This is a genomic window from Paraburkholderia phenazinium, from assembly GCF_900142845.1.
In the GTDB taxonomy this organism is placed as follows: domain Bacteria; phylum Pseudomonadota; class Gammaproteobacteria; order Burkholderiales; family Burkholderiaceae; genus Paraburkholderia; species Paraburkholderia phenazinium_A.
In genome coordinates, this window is record NZ_FSRU01000002.1 from 1,038,156 (window position 1) to 1,059,479 (window position 21,324).

At 64.9% G+C, this 21,324-nt stretch carries 14 protein-coding genes; 10 read left to right on the plus strand and 4 right to left on the minus strand.

Annotated features, from left to right (window positions below):
* Positions 1 to 147: 147 nt before the first annotated feature.
* On the minus strand, positions 148 to 1,815 hold the full coding sequence (gene pgm, locus BUS12_RS21755; RefSeq protein WP_074299208.1) for a phosphoglucomutase (alpha-D-glucose-1,6-bisphosphate-dependent): 1,668 nt from the start codon (positions 1,813 to 1,815) through the stop codon (positions 148 to 150).
* A 307-nt stretch (positions 1,816 to 2,122) separates the two neighbouring features.
* Between pgm and BUS12_RS21760 the strand changes: the two genes are divergently transcribed.
* The 4 genes from BUS12_RS21760 (at position 2,123) to BUS12_RS21775 (ending at position 6,429) form a co-directional block, all read left to right on the plus strand.
* Positions 2,123 to 3,103: a LysR family transcriptional regulator gene (locus BUS12_RS21760; protein ID WP_074299210.1), complete on the plus strand. Its 981-nt coding sequence runs from the start codon at positions 2,123 to 2,125 to the stop codon at positions 3,101 to 3,103.
* A 104-nt stretch (positions 3,104 to 3,207) separates the two neighbouring features.
* Positions 3,208 to 3,861: a DUF4286 family protein gene (locus BUS12_RS21765; RefSeq protein WP_074299212.1), complete on the plus strand. Its 654-nt coding sequence runs from the start codon at positions 3,208 to 3,210 to the stop codon at positions 3,859 to 3,861.
* 58 nt (positions 3,862 to 3,919) lie between these two features.
* Positions 3,920 to 5,227, plus strand: coding sequence for an MFS transporter (locus BUS12_RS21770; RefSeq protein WP_074299214.1), 1,308 nt, complete (start codon positions 3,920 to 3,922; stop codon positions 5,225 to 5,227).
* Between the two features lie 44 nt (positions 5,228 to 5,271).
* Positions 5,272 to 6,429: a porin gene (locus BUS12_RS21775; protein WP_074299216.1), complete on the plus strand. Its 1,158-nt coding sequence runs from the start codon at positions 5,272 to 5,274 to the stop codon at positions 6,427 to 6,429.
* Positions 6,430 to 6,550: 121 nt separating this feature from the next.
* Here BUS12_RS21775 and BUS12_RS21780 read toward each other — a convergent pair whose 3' ends face one another.
* The gene (locus BUS12_RS21780) at positions 6,551 to 7,846 is read right to left on the minus strand and encodes an MFS transporter (RefSeq protein ID WP_074299218.1); all 1,296 of its coding nucleotides are present in this window, start codon (positions 7,844 to 7,846) and stop codon (positions 6,551 to 6,553) included.
* Between the two features lie 426 nt (positions 7,847 to 8,272).
* Here BUS12_RS21780 and BUS12_RS21785 point away from each other — a divergent pair, with 426 nt between their 5' ends.
* The 4 genes from BUS12_RS21785 (at position 8,273) to BUS12_RS21795 (ending at position 11,487) form a co-directional block, all read left to right on the plus strand.
* Positions 8,273 to 8,527, plus strand: a complete 255-nt coding sequence (locus tag BUS12_RS21785; RefSeq protein ID WP_074299220.1) for a DUF4148 domain-containing protein — start codon at positions 8,273 to 8,275, stop codon at positions 8,525 to 8,527.
* A 91-nt stretch (positions 8,528 to 8,618) separates the two neighbouring features.
* Positions 8,619 to 8,777 carry a hypothetical protein gene (locus BUS12_RS38880; protein WP_171991698.1) on the plus strand — a complete coding sequence of 53 codons (159 nt, stop codon included), beginning with the start codon at positions 8,619 to 8,621 and terminating at the stop codon, positions 8,775 to 8,777.
* Positions 8,778 to 8,944: 167 nt separating this feature from the next.
* Positions 8,945 to 9,982, plus strand: coding sequence for a bifunctional nicotinamide-nucleotide adenylyltransferase/Nudix hydroxylase (locus BUS12_RS21790; protein ID WP_074299222.1), 1,038 nt, complete (start codon positions 8,945 to 8,947; stop codon positions 9,980 to 9,982).
* 71 nt (positions 9,983 to 10,053) lie between these two features.
* A complete protein-coding gene (locus tag BUS12_RS21795; protein ID WP_074299224.1) occupies positions 10,054 to 11,487 on the plus strand; it encodes a nicotinate phosphoribosyltransferase in 1,434 nt (477 codons plus the stop codon).
* 92 nt (positions 11,488 to 11,579) lie between these two features.
* Here BUS12_RS21795 and BUS12_RS21800 read toward each other — a convergent pair whose 3' ends face one another.
* Positions 11,580 to 13,511 (minus strand): S9 family peptidase, encoded by a 1,932-nt coding sequence (locus tag BUS12_RS21800; RefSeq protein WP_253190184.1) that lies wholly within the window; start codon positions 13,509 to 13,511, stop codon positions 11,580 to 11,582.
* A 225-nt stretch (positions 13,512 to 13,736) separates the two neighbouring features.
* On the opposite strand from BUS12_RS21800, the gene BUS12_RS21805 reads away from it, so the two are divergent.
* Together BUS12_RS21805 and BUS12_RS21810 are read left to right on the plus strand one after the other, a co-directional pair.
* Positions 13,737 to 14,963: a hypothetical protein gene (locus BUS12_RS21805; RefSeq protein ID WP_074301630.1), complete on the plus strand. Its 1,227-nt coding sequence runs from the start codon at positions 13,737 to 13,739 to the stop codon at positions 14,961 to 14,963.
* 94 nt (positions 14,964 to 15,057) lie between these two features.
* Positions 15,058 to 16,992, plus strand: a complete 1,935-nt coding sequence (locus BUS12_RS21810; protein ID WP_083640557.1) for a tetratricopeptide repeat protein — start codon at positions 15,058 to 15,060, stop codon at positions 16,990 to 16,992.
* A gap of 91 nt (positions 16,993 to 17,083) precedes the next feature.
* Here BUS12_RS21810 and BUS12_RS21815 read toward each other — a convergent pair whose 3' ends face one another.
* Positions 17,084 to 21,310: a bifunctional nitrate reductase/sulfite reductase flavoprotein subunit alpha gene (locus tag BUS12_RS21815; protein WP_074299227.1), complete on the minus strand. Its 4,227-nt coding sequence runs from the start codon at positions 21,308 to 21,310 to the stop codon at positions 17,084 to 17,086.
* Positions 21,311 to 21,324 lie beyond the last annotated feature (14 nt).

The following is a 21,324-nucleotide window of genomic DNA, read 5'->3' on the forward strand; positions in this document are numbered from 1 at the left end:
GCCGACGCGCAGCCGCAGCGCAACGTCATCCGCATAGGATGACCTGCGCTCCGGCGCGAGTCTGTACGGTGCAGGACTTTTCGGGTTGAAAGCGCCGCCGGAAGAAGGCGTGGCGCTGTGCGACGTCCAGATGCGGCGGGCTTTGGGCTAAGCGCCGCCGGGCGTTGTCCCCTGTTGCGCCAGCGTGCTGTCCACCATCGCCTGGGCCTCCTCAACGATGCGGGTCAGGTGGTCCTCGCCGAGAAAACTCTCCGCATAGATCTTGTAGATGTCCTCGGTCCCCGACGGGCGCGCGGCGAACCAGCCGCTCTTCGTGATCACCTTGATGCCGCCGATGGCCGCCCCATTGCCCGGCGCGCGGTCGAGCACCTGCTCGATCTTCTCGCCGGCCAGTTCGGTGTGCGGAAACTGCGCGGGCGACAGCTTGCCCAGTTGCGCCCGCTGCGCCGCCGTGGCGGCGGCCTGCACGCGGCGCTCGGCCGGCTCGCCGAGGCGCTGGGTCAGGTCGCGATAGATTTCGGCGGGGTCGCGGCCGATACGTGTGGTGATCTCCGCCGACAGCAAGGCCGGCACGATGCCATCCTTGTCGGTGGTCCACGCCGTGCCGTCGAGGCGCAGACAGCTCGCTCCCGCGCTCTCCTCGCCGCCGAAGCCCAATGACCCGTCGACGAGGCCGTCGACGAACCACTTGAAGCCGACCGGCACCTCGTAAAGCGTGCGGCCCAGCTTGCCGGCCACCCGATCGATCATCTGGCTGCTGACAATGGTCTTGCCCACCGCCGCGTGAGCGGACCAGTTCGGCCGATGCGCGAACAGATAATCGACCAGCACGCTGAGGTAATGATTGGGCGGCAACAGGCCCGCCGCGCGCGTGACGATGCCGTGGCGGTCGTGATCGGTATCGCAGGCGAAGGCCACGTCGAAGTGATCCCTCTGCGCGAGCAGCGGCTGCATCGCATAAGGCGAGGACGGGTCCATGCGGATCCGCCCGTCCCAATCGAGGCTCATGAAGCGGAAGGTGGGATCGACCTCATCGTTAATGACGCTCAGGTTCAGCCCGTAGCGCTCCGCAATAGGCCCCCAGTAGTGCACGCCCGCGCCGCCGAGCGGATCGACACCGAGGCGGATCGGCGCACCGCGTATCACGTCCATGTCGATCACGTTGGCGAGGTCGTCGACATACGCGTTGAGGTAGTCGTGCCGATGCGTGCTCGACGAGGCCAGCGCGCGCGCCAGCGAAACGCGCAGCAGGCCGTCGAGCCCGCTCTCGAGCAAGGCATTGGCAGACTTCTCGATCCAGCCGGTGACGCTGCCGTCGGCGGGCCCGCCGTTGGGTGGGTTGTACTTGAAGCCGCCGCTTTCGGGCGGGTTGTGCGACGGCGTCACCACGATGCCGTCGGCGAGGCCGGTGGTGCGGCCGCGGTTATACACGAGGATCGCGCGCGACACCGCCGGCGTGGGCGTGTACTCGCCGTCCGCCGCGATCATCACATCGACGCCGTTGGCGGCCAGCACTTCGAGTGCGCTGGCGTTGGCGGGTTCCGAGAGCGCGTGCGTGTCGATGCCGAGAAAGAGCGGCCCATCGATACCCTGCTGCTTTCGATAGTGACAAATGGCCTGGGTGATGGCGAGCACATGCCATTCGTTGAAGCTGCGCTCGAACGGCGAGCCACGGTGCCCCGAGGTGCCGAAAGCGACCCGTTCCGCGGCAATCGCCGGGTCCGGCGTGTCCGAGTAGTACGCCGAAATGAGGCGGGGGACATTGACCAGCATGCGGTGCGACGGGAGCTTGCCGGCGAGAGGACTGATGTTCATGGATGTCCCTCCAGTTGTGCTTCGCAAAACGTTTAAACGCGTGGAGACCGCTGCGGACAAAGCGGGCGGCGATCGTTCGGCGATCGTTCATTTCACCGCTTGTCTGAGCGCCCGGAGCGTCTGGATTACGCCAGCATACTCCCGTCTTCAGGCAGCCAGCGTCTGCCGTGAATCGCTTCGCCCGCAATGTGCCTTCATGGGCGGGCGCCCTCGCCGCTCGCCCCGCTTCATTTTTGCTCCCCGCCCGGAAACCTCTACCATAAGCGCCTTCTGCGCCGCTTAACGTTGCTCGAACGGGCCTCTCATCATGAACATCCGCTTCCTCGAAACCTTCGTCTGGCTCGCCAAGCTGCAAAATTTCCGCCTCACTGCCGAACAGTTGCATACCACGCAAGCCGCTGTCTCGAGCCGGATCGCGTCGCTCGAAGAGAGCTTCGGCATCCGGCTGTTCGAGCGCAACTCGCGTTCGGCAACGCTCACACCGGCCGGCCGCAAGATGCTCGCGTACGCGGAGCGTATCGTGCGCCTCGGTGAAGAGATGCGCCGCGAAGTCGACGATGCGGATGCGGACTCGGGCCTGATTCGCATTGGCGTGATCGAGTCGATCGTGCATAGCTGGTTTCCCGCGCTGATGGCGCTCGTGCGGGAACGCTATCCGCGGCTCGAAATCGAGGTGACGGGCGACACCACCATCCACCTCGCGCATCTGCTGCGCACCGACGCCGTCGAGCTGATCCTGCAGACCGACATACTGAGCGGCCCCGATTTCACCAACCTGCCGCTCGCCGAGTTTCCGGTGCGCTGGGTAGCGAGTCCCACGCTCGGTCTGGCCGGCAGGAAACTCGATCTGGCGCAGCTCGCGGAATTCCCGATCGTCAGTTTCTCGCGTCACTCCGGTCCGCACGCGACGCTCGAACAATTGTTAAGCACGGCTGTCGAACGGCCCGCCCGAATCAACTGCATCACCTCGGTCGCGGCGATGATCCGGCTCGTCGCCGACGGCTTCGGCGTGGCCGCGCTGCCGCCGGCGGTCGTGCAGCGCGAACTGCGCGAAGGGGTGCTCGAGGTACTCGACGTCAGCTCGGAATTTCCCGCCATGCCGCTCGTTGCCGTACACCGCGCGCAAAGCCATCCGCTCGCCGCGCGCATCGCGGAACTGGCCCGCCAGGCCGCCGGCGAATTCGATCGCACGCTGGCAAGCGAACCGCCGCGCCGCCCGGCGCGCGTCACGCGGACCGCCACGCCTGCCCGCAGCGGCAAGCAACCGGCCGCGAAACGCGGCTCATAAGAAAACCTTTTCACTGGGAATTTATTTTCTTGTTGGACCGCAATGGCTGACGGTCGCGACACTGTGCCCTGACGAATCTCTTTCACTTTCGCAGGGACCGACTGATGAGCATGACCCCGCCGCGCGGCCAGCTTTGCATCTGGACTGACACCGACCCCACTCCGGCTCTGGAAGCCGATTTCAACGCCTGGTACGACCGCGAACACATGCAGGAGCGTGTCGCGATTCCCGGGTTTCGCTACGCGCGCCGGTTCAAGTCCAATGACGGCGGCCCGCGCCGCTATCTCGCGCTGTACGTGACCGACACCCTCGAAGTGTTCCGCAGCGCCGCTTACCGGCAGGCGTTCACGGTGCAGACGCAGTGGTCGCTGGACAACTTCGCGCGCATGGTGGACACGCAGCGGCGCGTCGGCGAACTCACGCTCGAGACCGGCGACGGCGAAGGCGCTCACCTTGCGCTCGTCGTGCTGCCGCCTGAGCGCGTCGACGCCGCGTCGTTGCGGCCGCAGCTCGAAACGGGCGTGACCATTCCCGGCATTCACGGGGCGCGGCTCTTCTGCACGACGCCCGCACTTTCGGTTCCGCTCAACACGTCACCGGATCCCGCCACCGCACTGCCCGCCGCCGACGCGCTGATCCTCGTCGAGGGCAGCAACGCGGCCGCCACGCGCGCGCTCGCCGAAGAGCTGGCCGCTGAGGCAGGCGTGTCGCGTAGCGACGTGCGCACCTTCGATCTGCTCTGGCGCATCGCTGCCTGACGCAGCCGGCGCACCCGCGCATCCGACCGGCTTCCTTCCGCCTACGCACGAGGTTTCCATGAACACGCTTGCCCAGCACTCCCCGCTCGATCACCCGCAACCACGACGTGGCCGGCTCGCGGCCGCCAGCATGGTCGGCACCTCGCTCGAATGGTACGACTTCACCGTCTACAACACGCTCGCCGCGCTGGTGTTCAACCGCTTGTTCTTCCCCTCGGTCGATCCGCTCGCGGGGACCATTCTCGCGCTGTCCACTTACGCCGTCGGCTATGTGTCGCGGCCGCTCGGCGGCTTCGTGTTCGGCAACCTCGGCGACCGGATCGGCCGGCGCGCGGTGCTGATGCTCACCCTGCTCCTGATGGGCGTGACCACCGCGTTGATGGGCGTGCTGCCCACCTACGCGTCGGCGGGTATCGCAAGCCCACTGCTGCTGGTCGCGCTGCGTTTCGTGCAAGGCATTGCACTGGGCGGCGAATGGGCCGGCGCGGTGCTGCTCTCCGTCGAACACGGCGATCAGAAGCGGCGCGGCTTCAATGCCTCGTGGACCCAGGTGGGGCCCTCGCTCGGCACGTTGCTCGGCACCGGCTTTATCGCGTTGATCACGCTCGCGCTATCGTCCGACGACTTTCTCGCCTGGGGATGGCGCGTGCCGTTCATCGCCAGCGTGCTGCTGGTCGGCTTCGGCTTGTGGGTCCGGCGAGGCGTCGAAGAAACGCCGCAGTTCGAACAATTGAGCCAGGCCCACGCAACGGCCAAGGTGCCGGTTGCCGAAGTGCTGACGCAACACTGGCGCCGCCTGCTGGTAGCCGGCGGCTCGCGGATCGGCTCGGACGTGCTGTATGCGCTGCTCGTGGTCTTCACGCTCACCTATGTGACGACCGTGCTGCACCTGTCCCGCACGACGGCGCTCACCGCGGTGCTCATCGGCACCGCCTGCAATGCGGCCACTGTGCCGTTGTTCGGCGCGCTATCGGATCGCTTCGGCCGGCGGCCCGTCTATCTGGCCGGCACACTCGCGGCGATCGTCTGGGCCTTTACCTTCTTTGTGCTGCTCGACAGCGCCCAGCCGTTGCTGATCGTGCTCGCGGTGGTGGTTGGCCTCGTGATTCATGCCGCCATGTATGGACCCCAGGCCGCTTTCGTCACCGAACAGTTTCCGACCCGCGTGCGCTATGCCGGCTCGTCGCTCGCCTATACGCTGGCGGGCATCCTCGGCGGCGGCTTCGCGCCGCTCATCATCGTGAGTCTCTACAAGTACTGGGGCAATACGGTCGCGGTGTCGCTGTATGTCTCGATCGCCCTGGTGGTCACCGGCATTTCGCTCATCGTCGCGCGTGAAACAGCGCGGCGGCCGCTCGAAGGCTGAGCGGCCTTTACACCCACTCGCTCAACTCTCCCTCTCTTATTACAATGAAAAAACTCATCGCCTCGTTCGCGGTGGTGCCGGCCCTGTCCGCCGGCGTCGCCCATGCCCAAAGCAGCGTAACGTTGTACGGCGTGATCGACACCGCGCTGGTGTACGCCAACAACAGCGGCGGCAAAAGCCTCTATGAAATGAACAGCAGCAATGTACTGGGCAATCGCTGGGGGCTGCGCGGCAGCGAAGATCTTGGCTCGGGCCTCAAGGCGGTATTCCTGCTGGAAAATGGCTTCGCTTCGAACACGGGGCGCTTTCAGCAAGGCGGCGATGAATTCGGCCGCCAGGCCTATGTCGGGCTGTCGTCCGACCGCGCGGGTACCGTGACGCTGGGTCGCCAGTACGACGCCGTTGTCGATTATGTGTTGCCGTATATCGCCGGCGCGCAATGGGCCACTTACCTGGGCGGCCATCCGGGCGATCTGGACAACACCAACAACGACTACCGTTCGAACAACTCGATCAAGTACACCAGCCCGAACTACTCAGGTTTCCGGTTTGGCGGCCTGTACAGTTTCGGCGGCGTGGCGGGGCAATTCAGCGAAAACCAGATCTGGTCGCTGGGTGCGGGTTATGTGCGCGGCCCCTTGAGCCTGGGTGCGGCCTACGTGAACATCAAGAATCCTAACTTCTCGTACTTCGGCAATAACTCGACGTCCAGTTCGACGGGCAACAACATGACCGGCAGCCTTGTTTACTCGGGCTACGCGTCGGCGGGATCGGAGCAGATCTTCTCCGCGGGCGGCAACTACACGCTGGGCGCGGCCACGGTCGGCCTCGTCTATAGCAACACGCAGTTCAGGCAACTGGGCGCCGACGCCAGCCTGAACCCGGAAGGCTATAGCGGCTCGGAGAAATTCCATAACGCCGAGGTGAACTTCAAGTATCAGTTGAACCCGTTCGTCCTGCTTGGTGCGTCCTATGACTACACCAAGGGCTACGGCGTCAACAGCGTCACGTATCAGCAGGGCGATCTTGGCGCAACCTACATTCTTTCGAAGCGCACCCAGCTTTACGTCGTGGAGATCTATCAGCGCGCATCGGGAACCGACTCGTCCGGCAAGGCAGCCGTGGCCAATATCAACGGCTTGAGCGCGTCGTCGACGCCTAACCAGCTCGCGACCCTGGTGGGGATCACTCATCGCTTCTGAAGCGTTCTGAAGCGACAAGGCGTGCAAGGCGTGCGATAGAGCGAAGGCCTCGCTTCGCTCTATCGGGCCGCGAGTCGCGGCGTGATGCGCATGGGCGGAGCGGCGAACGTTTCTCCGCCTGCTACGCCCGCGCCGCGCGTACCAACTGCGCGTTCGCGCGACGCTCGGCCAACGCCGGGCGCACCAGACTCCAGATCAACGCGGCGCCAATCAGATCGCCCAAACCGAGCGCAACAAAGAACGGCGCATAACCGATCGTCGCCACCAGCGCGCCCATCACGAGCGTGAAGCCCAGGTTGCCGATCCCCGCGGAGAGCGCCGCGAAGCCCGTGACCGTGGCCACTTCATGACGCGGGAACAGGTCGGCCGACATCGAAATCACCGTCACGGACAGCGTCTGGTGCGCAAAGCCGCCGAGGCACAGCAGGAAGATCGCCATACCCGGCGACTTCACATAGCCGACGCCGGCCATCGCCGTCATCAGCAACGCCGCGCCCGTGACGACGACCCGCTTGCCATTGACAATCGACAGGTTGAAGCGCCTGTTCAGCAGGAACGATACCGAACCGCCCATCAGGCAGCCGATATCCGCCGCGACGAACGGCAACCACGCCGTCATCGCAATCGCCTTCAGATCGAAACCGCGCGCCTGATGCAGATACAGCGGCATCCAGAACACCAGCGTGCCCCACACCGGATCGGCGAAGAAACGCGGCAGCGCGATGCCCCAGAAGTTGCGCGAGCCGAAGATCTCGCGCAGGTTCGGCTTCGAACCGTCCTCGGCGAGACCGAGCGCCTTGCCGTCGACGATATGCGCGGCTTCCCGTTCGCTCAGCGCAGGGTGTGCACTGGGGTGACGATAGAAGGCGATCCACAACACCGCCCATACGAAGCCGATACCACCGGCGATCACGAACGCGGTCTGCCAGTTGTAGCGCAGGATCGACCATGCGATCAGCGGCGGCGCGGCGATGGCGCCGACCGACGTGCCGATATTGAACACGCCCGCCGCAATCGCGCGTTCGCGCAGCGGAAACCAGAACGCCGCGAGACGCATGCCGGCCGGAATGAACGAGGCCTCGACGAGTCCGAGCATGCCGCGCAGCACGAACAGGCCCACCCAGCCGGTGGCGAAGCCGTGCGCCATGCAGATCGCCGACCATGCGAGACCGCACAGCAGGAAGCCGAAGCGCAGGCCGATGCGGTCCATCAGGTAGCCCGTGAGCGGACCGCCCAACGGATACATGACCAGAAACGCGCCGGTGATCCAGCCGTATTGCGCGGTGGAGATGTGCAGGCTCTGCATGACCGTCGGCGCGGCGACGCTCAACGAACTGCGCGCCAGATAGTTCATGACCGTGCCGAGCGACAGCAACGCGATCATCCACCAGCGCAGCCCTCTTACCTTGATTCCCATGATGATGTCTCTCTCCGATCCGGATGTTGTTCCAGCCGCTCCGTATAAGCCGATACCGCTGCCGCCTCGGCAGACATCGTATGTCTTGAAGATCGCTGGATCAAGAAAGAGATCACGGGTGTTTACCCGCGGAGAGGCCACAACCACTGTCATACCGAAGATTCCCAGGTTTGTCGCACCTGCGCGATTCCGAATCACCTTGCATAAGACCCGCCATGTTGTACGACAACTAGTAACATCTACCGTGTCAATCCACGCCCGGCGGCTTCGGCCCTGCCCCCGTCGCACGCCTCGATCCGCTTTAAATATCTCTTCACTTTCATGAACCCGTTGCGATAGGCCTCGCGTCATATCCTGCATCTCAGCGGACAACTCACGGCACTGCGCCGGTTGTCTCTCAGGCCTCACTCGCACGGAGATGAATCGATGAAACGCATGACCCTTGCCGCCCTTGCCGGAATCCTGGTAACCAGCGCGGCCTTTGCCCAGACCCAACCCGGCAGCAACGACGCCACGACCAACGCGCAGCAGCAGCCGCAGCAGCAACAAGGCCAATGGGTACCCCCGGATGGTCAACCCATTGCGGGCAAGACGCGCGCCGAGGTGTACCAGGACCTGGTGCACGCCGAACAGGACGGCCAGCTCGCGTACCTGAACAGCACCTTGTACGCGCATCACTGAGTTGATTTAACCCTTCGTGCGATCGCGCGCCGCCCTGCTTTCAAGCGGCGCGCCGCTTCGCTCTCCCGTCTCTGTCGAACTACCGAACATCATGAAACTGCGGACTTTCTACTTGCGCATCGTGAAACTCGCCGTATGCGTCGCCGCGGGTGCGACGCTGTGCGGGTGCGCCTCATTGCATGGCACCCCTAACGGTCCTGGCGACTGCGTCGGTCCGCCGGATTACTGCACGCCGTTCTTCGGCTCGTAGGCGAGCGTCGATGCGCGACGCGTCGCGGGCCCGGATGCGTCGCGCATGACTGCCGCCTTTTTGCAGCCCATACTTCAAAAACGTTTGACGACGAAATAGATTCGGACGTAGCATTTCGTCATGGCCAAGGGACAGACCCAGCGCCGCCAATCTCTTGAGGGATTCTCATGAGCACGTTGTCCAGGCGCTTCGATGCGCTCATTTTCATTGGTCGTTTTCAGCCCCTGCATCGCGGTCACCTGGAACTGCTGCGGCGCGCGTTGAGTCTCGCGACCGAAGTCTGCATTCTGATTGGCTCAACCGACCGGCCTCGCACCGTCAAAGACCCGTTCTCGTTCGACGAACGGCGTCAGATGATCAGCTCGGTGCTGGCGGACGACGAGCGCGAGCGCGTTGCCATCGCCCCCCTGCAGGACTCCACGTATAACGACAGCGACTGGGTTCGCTGGGTCCAGGGCGCGGTCGCAGCGGAACTCGGCGACACGGCCGGCAAAAAGATCGGCCTGATCGGCCATGCGAAAGACAGCTCGTCGTATTACCTGCGCATGTTCCCGCAGTGGGAGCTGGTCGAGGTGGACGCCAACGAAGACATTTCCGCCACCGAGATCCGCGACCAGTTCTTTGCCGAACGCAGCAACAGCTTCGTGTCGTGGGCCGTGCCCGCGCCGGTGTTCGACTGGCTCGAGCAGTTCCGCACACGGCCCGAATTCCTGCAACTGAAATCCGAAGCGGAGTTCATTGCGGGCTACAAGAAAGCCTGGGCGGCCGCCCCCTACCCGGTCACCTTCGTCACGGTCGACGCGCTCGTCGTGCATTCCGGCCACATTCTGCTGGTGCGCCGCCGCAGCGAACCGGGGCGTGGCCTGTGGGCCTTGCCCGGCGGCTTCGTCGAGCAGGACGAGCGGCTCGAAGCGGCCTGCCTGCGCGAGTTGCGCGAGGAAACCGGCCTCAAGCTGCCCGAGCCGGTCATGCGCGGCTCGCTGAAAGACCGCCAGGTGTTCGACCACCCGCAGCGTTCGGCGCGCGGCCGCACCATCACGCATGCCTTCCTGTTTCATTTCCCGGTTGGCGACCTGCCCCGCGTGAAAGGCAGCGACGACGCCGACAAGGCGCGCTGGGTGCCCCTGAACGTATTCGCGCAGATGCGCACGGTGATGTTCGAAGACCACTTCGATATCGCCTACCACTTCCTCGGCAAACTTTGATTCAGCGTTGATTCGTCCCACCCGCCGGGATAGACCCGGCGGCATCTCCACGGCATAGAGGAGCTCTAGCCATGCAAGCCACCCCGCGCAGTTTCGCCGCCATCCTGTCCAATCCGATCCTCAACACGGACTCGTACAAGGCCTCGCACTACCTGCAATATCCGCCGCAAGCGTCCGCGATGTTTTCGTACATCGAATCGCGCGGCGGCCGCTATGAACGCACGCTGTTCTTCGGCCTGCAGATGCTGCTCAAGGAATATCTGTGCCGCCCGATTACCGGCGCGATGATCGACGAGGCCAAGGCCTTCTTCGCCGCGCACGGCGAGCCGTTCAACGAGGCCGGCTGGCGCTACATCGTGAATCAGTACGACGGCTACCTGCCGGTGCGGATTCGCGCCGTGGCGGAAGGCTCGGTGGTGCCGGCGCATAACGTGCTCGTCACCGTGGAGTGTGAGGATCCCGAAGTATTCTGGCTCGCCTCGTATCTCGAGACCATGTTGCTGCGCATCTGGTACCCCGTCACCGTGGCGACCCAAAGCTGGCACCTGCGCCAGACCCTCCGTCACTATCTGCAGAAGACCAGCGACGACCTGACGCAACTGCCGTTCAAGCTGCACGACTTCGGCGCACGCGGCGTGTCGAGCGCGGAGTCGGCGGCAATCGGCGGGGCGGCGCACCTGGTCAGCTTCATGGGTTCGGATACGGTGCTCGGCGTGGTGGCGGCCAACCAGTTCTATAACGAGCCGATGGCGGCTTTCTCGGTGCCGGCCGCCGAGCACAGCACGATCACGGCCTGGGGCCGCGACGGCGAAGCGGATGCCTATCGCAACATGCTGCGGCAGTTCGGCAAGGAAGGCGCGATCGTCTCGGTGGTCTCCGATTCCTACGACCTGTTCGCGGCCCTCGACGTGTGGGGCACGCAACTGAAGCAGGCGGTGATCGACTCGGGCGCCATGCTCGTGATCCGGCCGGATTCGGGCGACCCGCTCACCATCGTGCTGCAAACGCTGCGCGCGCTGGACGAATCGTTCGGCTCGACGGTCAACAGCAAGGGGCGTCGCGTGCTCAATTACGTGCGCGTGATTCAGGGCGACGGCGTCAACGCCGAATCGATCGAAGCGATTCTCGCCGCGCTCGACGACGCCGGCTATGCCGCCGACAATCTCGTGTTCGGCATGGGCGGCGCCCTGCTGCAACAGGTCAATCGCGACACGCAGCGCTTCGCCATGAAGTGCTCGGCCATCCGGATTGGCGCGACGTGGCAAGGCGTGTGCAAGGACCCGGTGACGGACGCCGGCAAGCGCTCGAAGAAAGGACGCCTCACCTTGCTGCGCAACCGCCGCACCGGCGAATACCGCACCGTCGAGTTGCCGCTGGCGTGGGACGATCATCGCGTCGAAGGCGAATGGGACGAGGCGCTCACCACGGTTTTCGAATCGGGCAAGCTGCGGGTCGACGACAGCTTCGCGACGATCCGGCTGCGCGCCCATGCGGACGAAGTCTGACCAACCGGGAGCGGCAACGCAGCTTGCGGCGCTCACCACCTCGCTAAAGTGAGCGCCGCGCGACAAGCTGAGGGTAACGGCACGCAGACGCCCTAGTCTGCGCGCCGCGCCGGCAACTGCAATAGCTGCGCGCCCTCCAGGATCTCGGCGGTCGAGCCGTTCCATTCGGCTTCGCGCATCGGCTCGGCCCGGCCGCCCAGATGCCGTTCGAGAAACGCCTCGGTGATCGCATTGAACGAGATGTTGTTCTCCGGCCGCGCGAAACCATGCCCTTCGTCCGGGAACAGAACGTAGGTCACGGGGATGCCGTTGGCCTTCATCGCGTCCGCCATCTGATCGCTCTCCGCACGCTTCACGCGCGGATCGTTGGCGCCTTGACCGATCAGGAGCGGCCGACGGATACGGTCGGCGCGATGCACGGGCGAGCGCTCGCGCAGCAGCGCAAGACCCGCTTCGGTCGACGGATCGCCGATAGCGCGAATCAGCTGGGTACGGAACGACTCCCAGTAAGGTGGAATGCTCGCCAGCAGCGTCTCCAGATTCGACGGTCCGACGATCGCCACCCCGCAGGCATAGGCCTCGGGGTTGCGCGTCATGCCGGCGAGCACCGCGTAGCCACCGTAACTCCCGCCCATGATCGCCACCCGCGATGGGTCCGCGATGCCCTTGTCGACGGCCCAGGCCACGGCATCGAGCAGGTCGTCGTCCATGCGGCGGCCCCATTCGCCGTCGCCGGCATTGACGAAGGTTTTGCCGAAGCCCATCGAGCCGCGAAAATTGACGCTCAGCACGCTATAACCGCGGTTTGCCAGCCATTGATGCTCGGCATCGAAGCCAAAGCCGTCGCGTCCCCACGGGCCGCCATGCACCAGCAACACGAGTGGTCCCGGCTGGTTCGCGCCTGCCGGCCGCGTGAGATAGGAGATCAGCTCGAGGCCGTCCCGCGACGGAATCACGACGGGCTGCATGGGCACGAGCGGCGCACCGGCCAGTTCGGGGCGATGCTCGAACAAGGTGCGCAGCGTCTGCTGCTCGCGGTCGTACAGATAGGTTGTCGCCGGCCGGAGATCCGAGGCGGCGTTGATGACCCACAGCCGCTGGTCCTCGGTCCTTCCGCCGATGGACCAGTCGCCCAGTTGCTTGCCGTTGAGGAAATCGAGGTCGCGCTGGATATCGGTTGTGAGCGCAACATACTCCGGACGCTCCACGTAGACCGAGTAAGCCACCGGTTCGAGCGTGTCGGGATCCAGAATGAAACCGAACAGATCGACGCGCGGGTGAGCGGCCACCACCCCGGTCGCGCCGCTGGCAAGATCGATGCGGGTCAGCGCCGCGGTGTCGCGGCCGCGGCTATCGAACATGAATAGCGCCGTGCCGTCCGCGTTCAGGTGGCGTGGCCCAGATGTCCACGCCTCTTCCGGCGCGAAATGTGTCCATGGCGTCCATGCGCCTTCCGCATTGCGCCGGTGCACCTCCAGAGTGCCGTCGCTTGCCGTGCGTGTCGCGAAGTGCGTCCGGTAGTGGCGGTCGGTGATAAAGCCCGAGAAATCCGTATTCTGTTCGACGAGGATGAGTTCGCCGGTTGCGAGGTCCAGCGTGTGCAGATCGAAATACTTCGGGTCGCGCTGATTCATCGCCACCAGAATGCGGTCGCGCACGATTTTGCTCACGCGCTCGACGTGCACCGTCACGCCTTTGAACGGCGTCAGATTGCGTGCGGTCCCGGCTTCCACATCGACCACGTAGAGGTGGAAGTCTTCATTGCCGTCCACGTCCTGCTGATAGAAGAGCTGGCCTTCATAGGTCCAGCCGTGCATGCGGATGCCGCGCTTCGTATCGTTCGTGACCACCCGGGCACGCGTCGGGTCGTCGACCGGCGCGACCCAGATATTCAGGACGCCGTTAAGGGGCGCAAGCCATGAGAGAAAGCGGCCGTCCGGACTGATATGCACGGAAGTGCGCTCCGGATTGCCGAACAGATGCGCGCGGGGAATGAGCGGAATATTCGCAGCGGTCGATGTCACTGGGTACCCTCCATGCGAAATGCGAATCGTGTGGGACTGCCTGAAGCAGAATAGCCCGAATTGCCCGTTGAGCAAACTGCCGGAGGGGACGTGAGTGCAGCCAGGCGAATGCGCGCGATGCCGAATGCATGGGCCGGCGGCGGCGAATTCAGCAGCGGCGTTAACAAAAGCGAAAAAAACCGTTACGCTCTCGCGTCGCTCGATACTTACGTCATAGACAGACCCATGAACCCACTGCGCGCGCTCCGTCGTGTCACGCTGCTCTCCCTGTGCCTGCCGTGCGTCTTCACCACGGGGACCGCGCTCGCGGCCGGTTGTCCTGCGGCGGATGCTGCGGCAGGCGCCGCACTGAGCGCCCAGCAAAAGGTGCAGCACGACTCGAAATTCACGCCGGTCGGCGAAGAAGGCGACACGGACGTGCCCGTCGCCGTGCAGCGCTCGCTGCACAGCTTCAAGCAGGCGCTCGCCGAGGCAGTGGATGCGCGCATGGCCTGCGCCGCGCAAAGCGTCGATATCGCGGCGCTCAATCGCGATCTGTCGGCTTCTCTACAGGTCAAAGCCGTCACGCCCACTGAACTGACCAGGGGACCGGCCTACGGCAGCGGACTGAACCTCAACGCAAGGCTCACCAGTGCAAGCTCGGCGGCGCCGCTCGTACTGGTGCGCGCCGGCGTCAGCATCGAATGCGGGAACGACAACGTATTGCTCGGTTATCGCTGGGACGGGGTGCACTGGAAGCGCGTGCTGCGCTGGCAAGCCGACGACTATAAAAGCATCGCCGACGCCTATGGCGATCCCTTCGGCGTCGTGCCGCTGCACGATGGCCAGGTGGCCGTCGTGCACGGTACGCCGTGGTGCTCGTCGCGCTGGAGCCGCTTCGATCTCGACGTGATCGCGCCCGGCGAAGGCGCTTCCGCCCAGCGCGGCGTCTTTCACATGGAGCACGGCTACTTCAGCGACGCGGAGATCAGCTTCAATCCGACTGCCGAGGGCTTCGAGATGCGCGCGCAGGTCGCTTCGCTCGATGGCGATCTGATGCAGCGCCTCGGCATTTTCCGTTTTCGTGTCGACGGCGACCAGGTGACGCGCGTGCAGCCCGCCGCCAACAACGGCAGGGACTTCGTCGACGAATGGCTGACGATCGACGAAGCGCAGGCCCGTCAATGGAGCGATCCGGCCACTGCGGCACAGGCGTTGGCTGAGCGCACGCGCTTTAATGCCACCGCAAAACAGGCGCAGCTCGGCATGAGCTACGGCGCCGTGCGCGCCTGCAGTGACCACGCCGCGCGCTACCAGGTGGACGTGCAGTTGAATACCGACACGCCCGCTAAAGCCGCGCCTCACTTCGCCTTGATCCAGCAGGCCCGCAACGGCTTCACACTGGTGGGCTTTAACACCGCCGCGGATCCGCAGTGTCGCGGCGCGGATCTGATGAGCAGCAAGGGTAAGTGAAGATAGCCAGGGGCGTTGCGGCTGCGCCCTGAAAAACCGGGAGCGTCGCCTCAAGCGCCGTATACTTGCGGGTGTGACTTCCAAACCGACAAGCATGACACCCTCCCAGGCTGACATCACCGCGCAAGCGCAACACATGGCGCTGCAAGCGGCCACGCTGTTTCAAGGCGGACAGGTCGCGCAGGCACACGAGGTCTGTCTGGCGGCCGTGCAGCTCGCGCCGCACGCCTGCGAGGTGCTGCTATTGCTGGCGTTTATCGCGCTACACGCCAGGCAGCCACAGGAATCGATCGACTGGGCCAACCGTGCCATCGCAGAGAACAGCGAACTCGCGGATGCGTATTTTCTGCGTGGCGAGGCGCAGCAAACGGCCCAGCAACACGCAGCGGCCACGGCGAGCTACGACGAGGTACTCAAGCGCAAGCCGAACCATGCGGACGCCTTGAACAACCGCGGCAATGCCTACCATGCGCTGCTCCAGCATGCGCGCGCACTGCAGGACTACGACACAGCCATCGCACTGAACCCGGCCAAAGCCTCGTTTCATAACAACCGGGGCCTCGCGATCAAGGCGCTCGGCGATCATTCGCTTGCGATGGGCTGCTTTCAGCGGGCGATTGCGCTCCAGCCGGACTACGCGCTTGCCCACTTCAACCTGGGACTGTCGCTGTTTGCACTGCGCCGCTATCGGGATGCTGCCGCGAGCCATGACGAAGCGATCCGCCTCATGCCGGGTCATGGCCCGTTTCACTGGGGCCGTGCGGACGCATTGCGCGCAGGCGGCACGTACGAAGCCTCACTGGTGTCGTACGACACGGCACTTTCCCTTGAACCCAACAACACGTACATCTACAACAATCGTGGCTTGTTGCTGCATTTCTGGGGCAGGCACCACGAAGCGCTAGCGGATTTCGCTACGGCGATACGCCTCGATCCCAGCCACGCGGACGCCCATTGCAATCGCGGCATGGCGCTGGAAGCGTTGGGGCAATATACGGATGCACTCGGCCACTACGACGCGGCCATCGCGCTCTCGCCGAACCACGCGGCCGCGCATTTCAATCATGCGCTCTGCGATCTCACACTGGGGCGCTTCCGCGAAGGGTGGCCGGAACATGAATGGCGCTGGCAGACGGAACAACTCAAGTCGTCCGAACTGATTTCGGATAAACCGCTATGGCTGGGGCAACAATCGCTGCGCGGCAAACGGATGCTCGTGCATGCCGAACAGGGCCTCGGCGACAGCCTGCAGTTTTGCCGCTATCTGCCGATGGTCGCCGAACTCGGCGCCACGCTGATCGTGCAGGTTCAGGCACCGCTCGTGCCGCTGATCAGGACAATGCCCGGCGTCGCCCAGGTGGTCGCGCAAGGCGAGGTGTTGCCCGAGTTCGATCTTCATTGCCCGTTTATCAGCCTGCCGCTCGCGTTCGGGACCACGCTGGATACAGTGCCGTTCGTGCCGCGCTACGTGGCGCCCTCTGCGCAGAAGACGCTAGCGTGGCAACGGCGTCTGGGCGTGAGGCAAGCGCTTCGCATCGGTCTGGTGTGGGCCGGCGGCCCGCACAGTTCGCGTGCGGTTCAGCGCCCCGTCGATGCACGCCGGTCGATTCATCTGTCGAAGTTCGCCGGTCTGAACCTGCCCGGTGCGGCGTTTTTCAGCTTGCAGAAAGGCGAGCCGGCCGTTTCGCAGTTACGGGAACTGGAGGCAGCAGGCTGGCGTGGGCCCGCCATCCTGGACCCTACCGCTGAACTAAACGACTTCGAGGACACGGCCGCGTTAGTCGATCAGTTGGACCTGGTGATCTCGGTCGATACCTCCGTCGCGCATCTGGCAGGCGCGCTCGGCAAGCCGGTATGGCTGCTGAACCGCTTCGACACCTGCTGGCGCTGGATGACGGAGCGGGACGACAGTCCCTGGTACCCCAGCATGAGGATCTTTCGCCAACCGGCGGCGGGCGATTGGGAGAGCGTGATTGCGCAGGTCCGTGTGGAGTTGCAGCGTCTGTTAGACGGAGAGCCCGGACGCTAGCCACGCAAGCACGCATGGCTAGCATGGCATGGCGTGGCTCTGCACGGCGTCATGTCATGCCACGCAGCCGGCACAGCGCAAGCCGCACGCTTCAATAAACATCGCGCACATAGCGCTTCTCCCGCGCCAGCCCGTTGACATATTCGAGCGCTTTCTCGTCGCTCATGCCGCCGTGGCCGGCCACCACCGCCTTCAAGGCCGCATCTACGTCTTTCGCCATCCGGCTGGCGTCGCCGCACACATAGAGATGCGCGCCGGACTCGAGCCACGCCCACAACTCCGCACCGTGTTCGCGCATCCGGTCCTGCACGTAGATCTTCTCGCTCTGGTCGCGCGAGAAGGCCAGGTCGAGCCGGTTCAGCAGGCCCTTCGCTCGCATCGTGTCCAGCTCGTCGCCGTAATAGAAGTCCGTCGCGGCATGCTGCTCGCCGAAGAACAGCCAGTTGCGGCCCGTGTCGCCGCGTGCCAGCCGTTCATGCAGGAAGCCGCGGAACGGCGCCACACCGGTGCCCGGTCCCACCATGATCATCGGCGTATCGCCGTCGTGCGGTGGACGAAAATGTGCGGACTTTTGCACGTACACCGGGACGCTGACATCGCCTGCGCGATCCGCAAGGAAGGTCGACGACACGCCTTTGCGCTGGCGCCGGCCATTGCTGTAGCGAACCGCGGACACGGTCAGATGGACTTCGCCCGGATGAGCCTTCGGACTCGACGCAATCGAATAGAGGCGCGGCTGCAGGCGCTTAAGCACGCCGAGCAACTCCGGCGCCGTCAGCGTCACGGGAAACTCGTGCAGCACGTCGGCCAACTGTTGGCCCCACAACCATTTCTTCAGATCCGCCTTGCGGTCTTCGGCGAGCAAGGCGCCGAGTGCGCCGCTCGAATCGCGAGAGGCGATGAACGTCAGCGCTTCGTGACTGGGACGGGCAATTTCGTAGTGCTTGCCGAGTGCGTCGGCGAGGCGCATCTCCCCGGCGCCGCTGACATGGACCGCCGTATCCGCCGCGAGCCCGCTCAGGCCGATCAGCTCGTCGACGAGTTCCGGGCAGTTGCTCGGCCACACGCCCAGTGCATCGCCGACTTCGTACTCAAGGCCCGAGTCGCCGGTCGACAATGAAAAGTACCGCGTGTCCTTCGACGCGCCCTGCTTGTTAAGCCGCAAATTCGTCACGAGCCGCGAGGCCGCGGGATGCGCCTTGGTAGCCAGCGCGCCGGGCAGGACCGACGGGATCATGCCGTCTGCCGGCACGTCGTGAAGCGCGGCGTCTTCCTCCTTGATACGCGCGACGATCCGTTCGAGCCACGCGTCGGCAGCAGGTTGAAACTCCGTGTCGCAATCGACACGCGGCAGCAGACGCACCGCACCCAGCTCCGCAAGACGCGTATCGAGCGCCACGCCGTGTCCGCAAAACGCGTCGTAGTTGCGGTCGCCGAACGCCAGCACCGCGTAGCGCAGATTATCGAGGCGCGGCGTGTGCTCGGCCTTCAGTGCGCTCCAGAAACTCGCGCCGTTGTCGGGCGGATCGCCGTCGCCGAACGTGCTCGACATCAATAGCACATATTGCGCCTTGGCCAGTGCGGCGACGTCGTAATCCGCCATACAGGTGGTGCGAATCTCAAAGCCCGACTCCATCAACTGCGTCGCATACCGTTCCGTCAGCGATTCGATGTTGCCGGTTTGCGAGGCCCACAGCAGCAGCACCTTCGGCCGCGTCCGCGCAATCCGCACGGCGGATGAAGACAGGGCTGCGTCGGACGCGAGGAGTGGCGCGCCGCCCGGCGACGGTGTACCCGCATCGGCACGGCTGTAGAGACCCGCGAGCATCCCGTCGAACCAGAGCCGCGCCGACACCGGCAGCGGCGCGCTGGCCGGCAGCACCGGCACGCCGTCCGCGAGTCCGCCTGGGCTTGCACGCAAGCCGCCGATAAAGCCGGCGACGTAGGCACGTTGAGCGTCGTCGAGCCGGGGCGCCGGCATGTCCGGCAAACCGAGCAGGTTGACGAGGGCGTCGATTCGGGACATGTCCCTTTCCTTCGGAGAACTGACATCGTCCGCGAGCGCTGGCGCTGCGGTTTCGATGGCGGAGTGGATGTGGTCTGAGTCGCTGGAATCGTCCGCGTCGGCGGCCGGTTCAGGTGCGACCCTTGTCAGCGCCACTGAGCAGAACTTGAGTTCCGGCTGCTGCGAGATCGGGTCGACCGCGTCGTGGGTCACCGCGTTGATGCAGAGGTCGTCGCCGAACACGTCGTTCCAGTGCATCGGCGCGAAGCACGAACCGGCGCGCACGCGCTCGGTCACCACAGCGGGCAGCACCGCGCGGCCGCGCCGCGAACGCACTTCGACGCGGTCTTTCGCCGCGATGCCGAGCGCCGCTGCATCCTCCGGGTGAATCTCGATGAACGGCCTGGCGTTCAGTTTGTTCAGCATCGGGATCTTGCCGGTCTTGGTCATCGTGTGCCATTGATGCTGCAAGCGGCCCGTGTTCAGTACGATCGGATATTCCGGCACCGGCATTTCGGCCGGCTCCGTATGCGGCCGCGCGAAGAACACGGCCCTGCCGCTGGCGGTCGGAAAAACCAGCGCCGGTCGGCTGCCGTCTGGCCGTTCCTTCAACGTCTGACTGATACCGTCGTTCAGATAACGCAGCGGATTGCGGTCGCGCATTGCAACCGGAGCGCCTGGCACCACCGACGCCCCCGGCGCGCACGGCCATTGCAGCGGCGTTTCCCGCAGCCGGGCGTAGCTCGCGCCGCGCAGGTCGTAACCGGTCTTCGGATTCGAAGCACGCGTGATCTCCGCGAAGACTTCCTCGGCCGACGCATACGTGAACGCCTCCGCGAAGCCCATTTCGCACGCCACCCGCGCGATGATCTGCCAGTCGGGCAGCGCCGCGCCCGGCGGGTCGATGGCCTTTTGCATGAGCGTCAGGTTGCGCTCGGAGTTGATCATCACGCCTTCCGCTTCGGCCCACAGCGCGCCCGGTAGAAGCACGTCGGCATAGCGGTTGGTTTCGGTGTCGAGAAAGGCGTCTTGCGCGATCACCAGTTCCGCCGTCTGCAGTCCGGCAATCACGTTCTGCCGGTTGGCGACGCTCGCCACCGGATTGGTGCAGATGATCCAGCATGCCTTGATCTCGCCGGTCGCCATGCGCGAGAACATATCGATCGTGCCCTGCCCGACCGCCGTTCTGAGCGTGCCCGGCGCCACTTGCCACAGCGCCTCGACGAAGACCCGGTCCTCTTCCACCAGCACCGAACGCTGACCCGGCAGGCCCGGTCCCATGTAGCCCATTTCACGGCCGCCCATCGCGTTCGGCTGGCCCGTCAGCGAAAACGGCCCGCTGCCCGGACGGCAGAGCTTGCCCGTCGCAAGATGCAGGTTGCAGATGGCGTTGGTGTTCCAGGTGCCGTGCGTGCTCTGGTTCAGACCCATGGTCCAGCAGCTCATCCACTCCGGCGCGGTGCCGATCCATTGCGCGGCGGTACGGATATCCGCCTCGGGGATGCCGGTAATGGCCGCCACCTTCTCCGGCGTGTAGTCGGCGAGGAAGGCCGGCATGTCGTCCCAGCCTTCCGTGAAGGCGGCGATAAAATCCGGGTTCGTCTGACCGTTCTCGTGCAGCAGATGCAGCAGACCGTTCAGGAGTGCCAGGTCGGTGCCCGGCTTGATCTGCAGGAACAGGCTCGCCTTGTCCGCCGTCGTATTGCGGCGCGGATCCACCACGATCAGTCTGGCACCCGCCTTGACGCGCTCCATCATGCGCAGATACAGGATCGGGTGACAGTCGGCCATGTTGGCGCCGATCACGAAGAACAGATCGGCCTGGTCGAAGTCCTGGTACGAGCCCGGCGGACCGTCGGCGCCCAGCGAGAGCTTGTAGCCGCTGCCGGCGCTCGCCATGCACAGGCGCGAGTTCGATTCGATGTTGTTGGTGCCGACAAAGCCCTTGGCGAGCTTGTTCACGAGGTACTGCGCCTCGATCGACATCTGCCCCGACACATAGAACGACAGCGCGTCGGGGCCATGCGTGTCGAGCAGCGTACGCAGGCGCCGGCCGGTATCGGCGATCACCTGATCGAGCGGCAGCGGGATCGGATCGCTCTTGCGGTCGCCGCGTTGAAAAGCGTTTTCCAGACGTCCCGACTTGCGCAGCGCGACGTGGGCCGACGAGCCCTTGGTGCAGAGCCGGCCGAAGTTGGCGGGGTGTTCCTTGTCGCCGGTAATCTTCACGACGTGGCCGTCCTCGACCTGCAGGACCATTCCGCAGCCGACGCCGCAGTAAGGGCACACCGTCTTGACGCTAGCGCGGCTCATCACGTGCTCGACCT

Excerpts from the sequence above, each read along its gene's own strand:
- BUS12_RS21790 (WP_074299222.1), top strand. The coding sequence starts at position 8,945 with ATGAGCACGTTGTCCAGGCGCTTCGATGCGCTCATTTTCATTGGTCGT.
- BUS12_RS21765 (WP_074299212.1), top strand. The coding sequence starts at position 3,208 with ATGAGCATGACCCCGCCGCGCGGCCAGCTTTGCATCTGGACTGACACC.
- BUS12_RS21760 (WP_074299210.1), top strand. The coding sequence starts at position 2,123 with ATGAACATCCGCTTCCTCGAAACCTTCGTCTGGCTCGCCAAGCTGCAA.
- BUS12_RS21770 (WP_074299214.1), top strand. The coding sequence starts at position 3,920 with ATGAACACGCTTGCCCAGCACTCCCCGCTCGATCACCCGCAACCACGA.
- BUS12_RS21795 (WP_074299224.1), top strand. The coding sequence starts at position 10,054 with ATGCAAGCCACCCCGCGCAGTTTCGCCGCCATCCTGTCCAATCCGATC.
- BUS12_RS21785 (WP_074299220.1), top strand. The coding sequence starts at position 8,273 with ATGAAACGCATGACCCTTGCCGCCCTTGCCGGAATCCTGGTAACCAGC.
- BUS12_RS21815 (WP_074299227.1), bottom strand. The coding sequence starts at position 21,310 with ATGAGCCGCGCTAGCGTCAAGACGGTGTGCCCTTACTGCGGCGTCGGC.
- BUS12_RS38880 (WP_171991698.1), top strand. The coding sequence starts at position 8,619 with ATGAAACTGCGGACTTTCTACTTGCGCATCGTGAAACTCGCCGTATGC.
- BUS12_RS21810 (WP_083640557.1), top strand. The coding sequence starts at position 15,058 with ATGACACCCTCCCAGGCTGACATCACCGCGCAAGCGCAACACATGGCG.
- pgm (WP_074299208.1), bottom strand. The coding sequence starts at position 1,815 with ATGAACATCAGTCCTCTCGCCGGCAAGCTCCCGTCGCACCGCATGCTG.
- BUS12_RS21775 (WP_074299216.1), top strand. The coding sequence starts at position 5,272 with ATGAAAAAACTCATCGCCTCGTTCGCGGTGGTGCCGGCCCTGTCCGCC.
- BUS12_RS21805 (WP_074301630.1), top strand. The coding sequence starts at position 13,737 with ATGAACCCACTGCGCGCGCTCCGTCGTGTCACGCTGCTCTCCCTGTGC.
- BUS12_RS21780 (WP_074299218.1), bottom strand. The coding sequence starts at position 7,846 with ATGGGAATCAAGGTAAGAGGGCTGCGCTGGTGGATGATCGCGTTGCTG.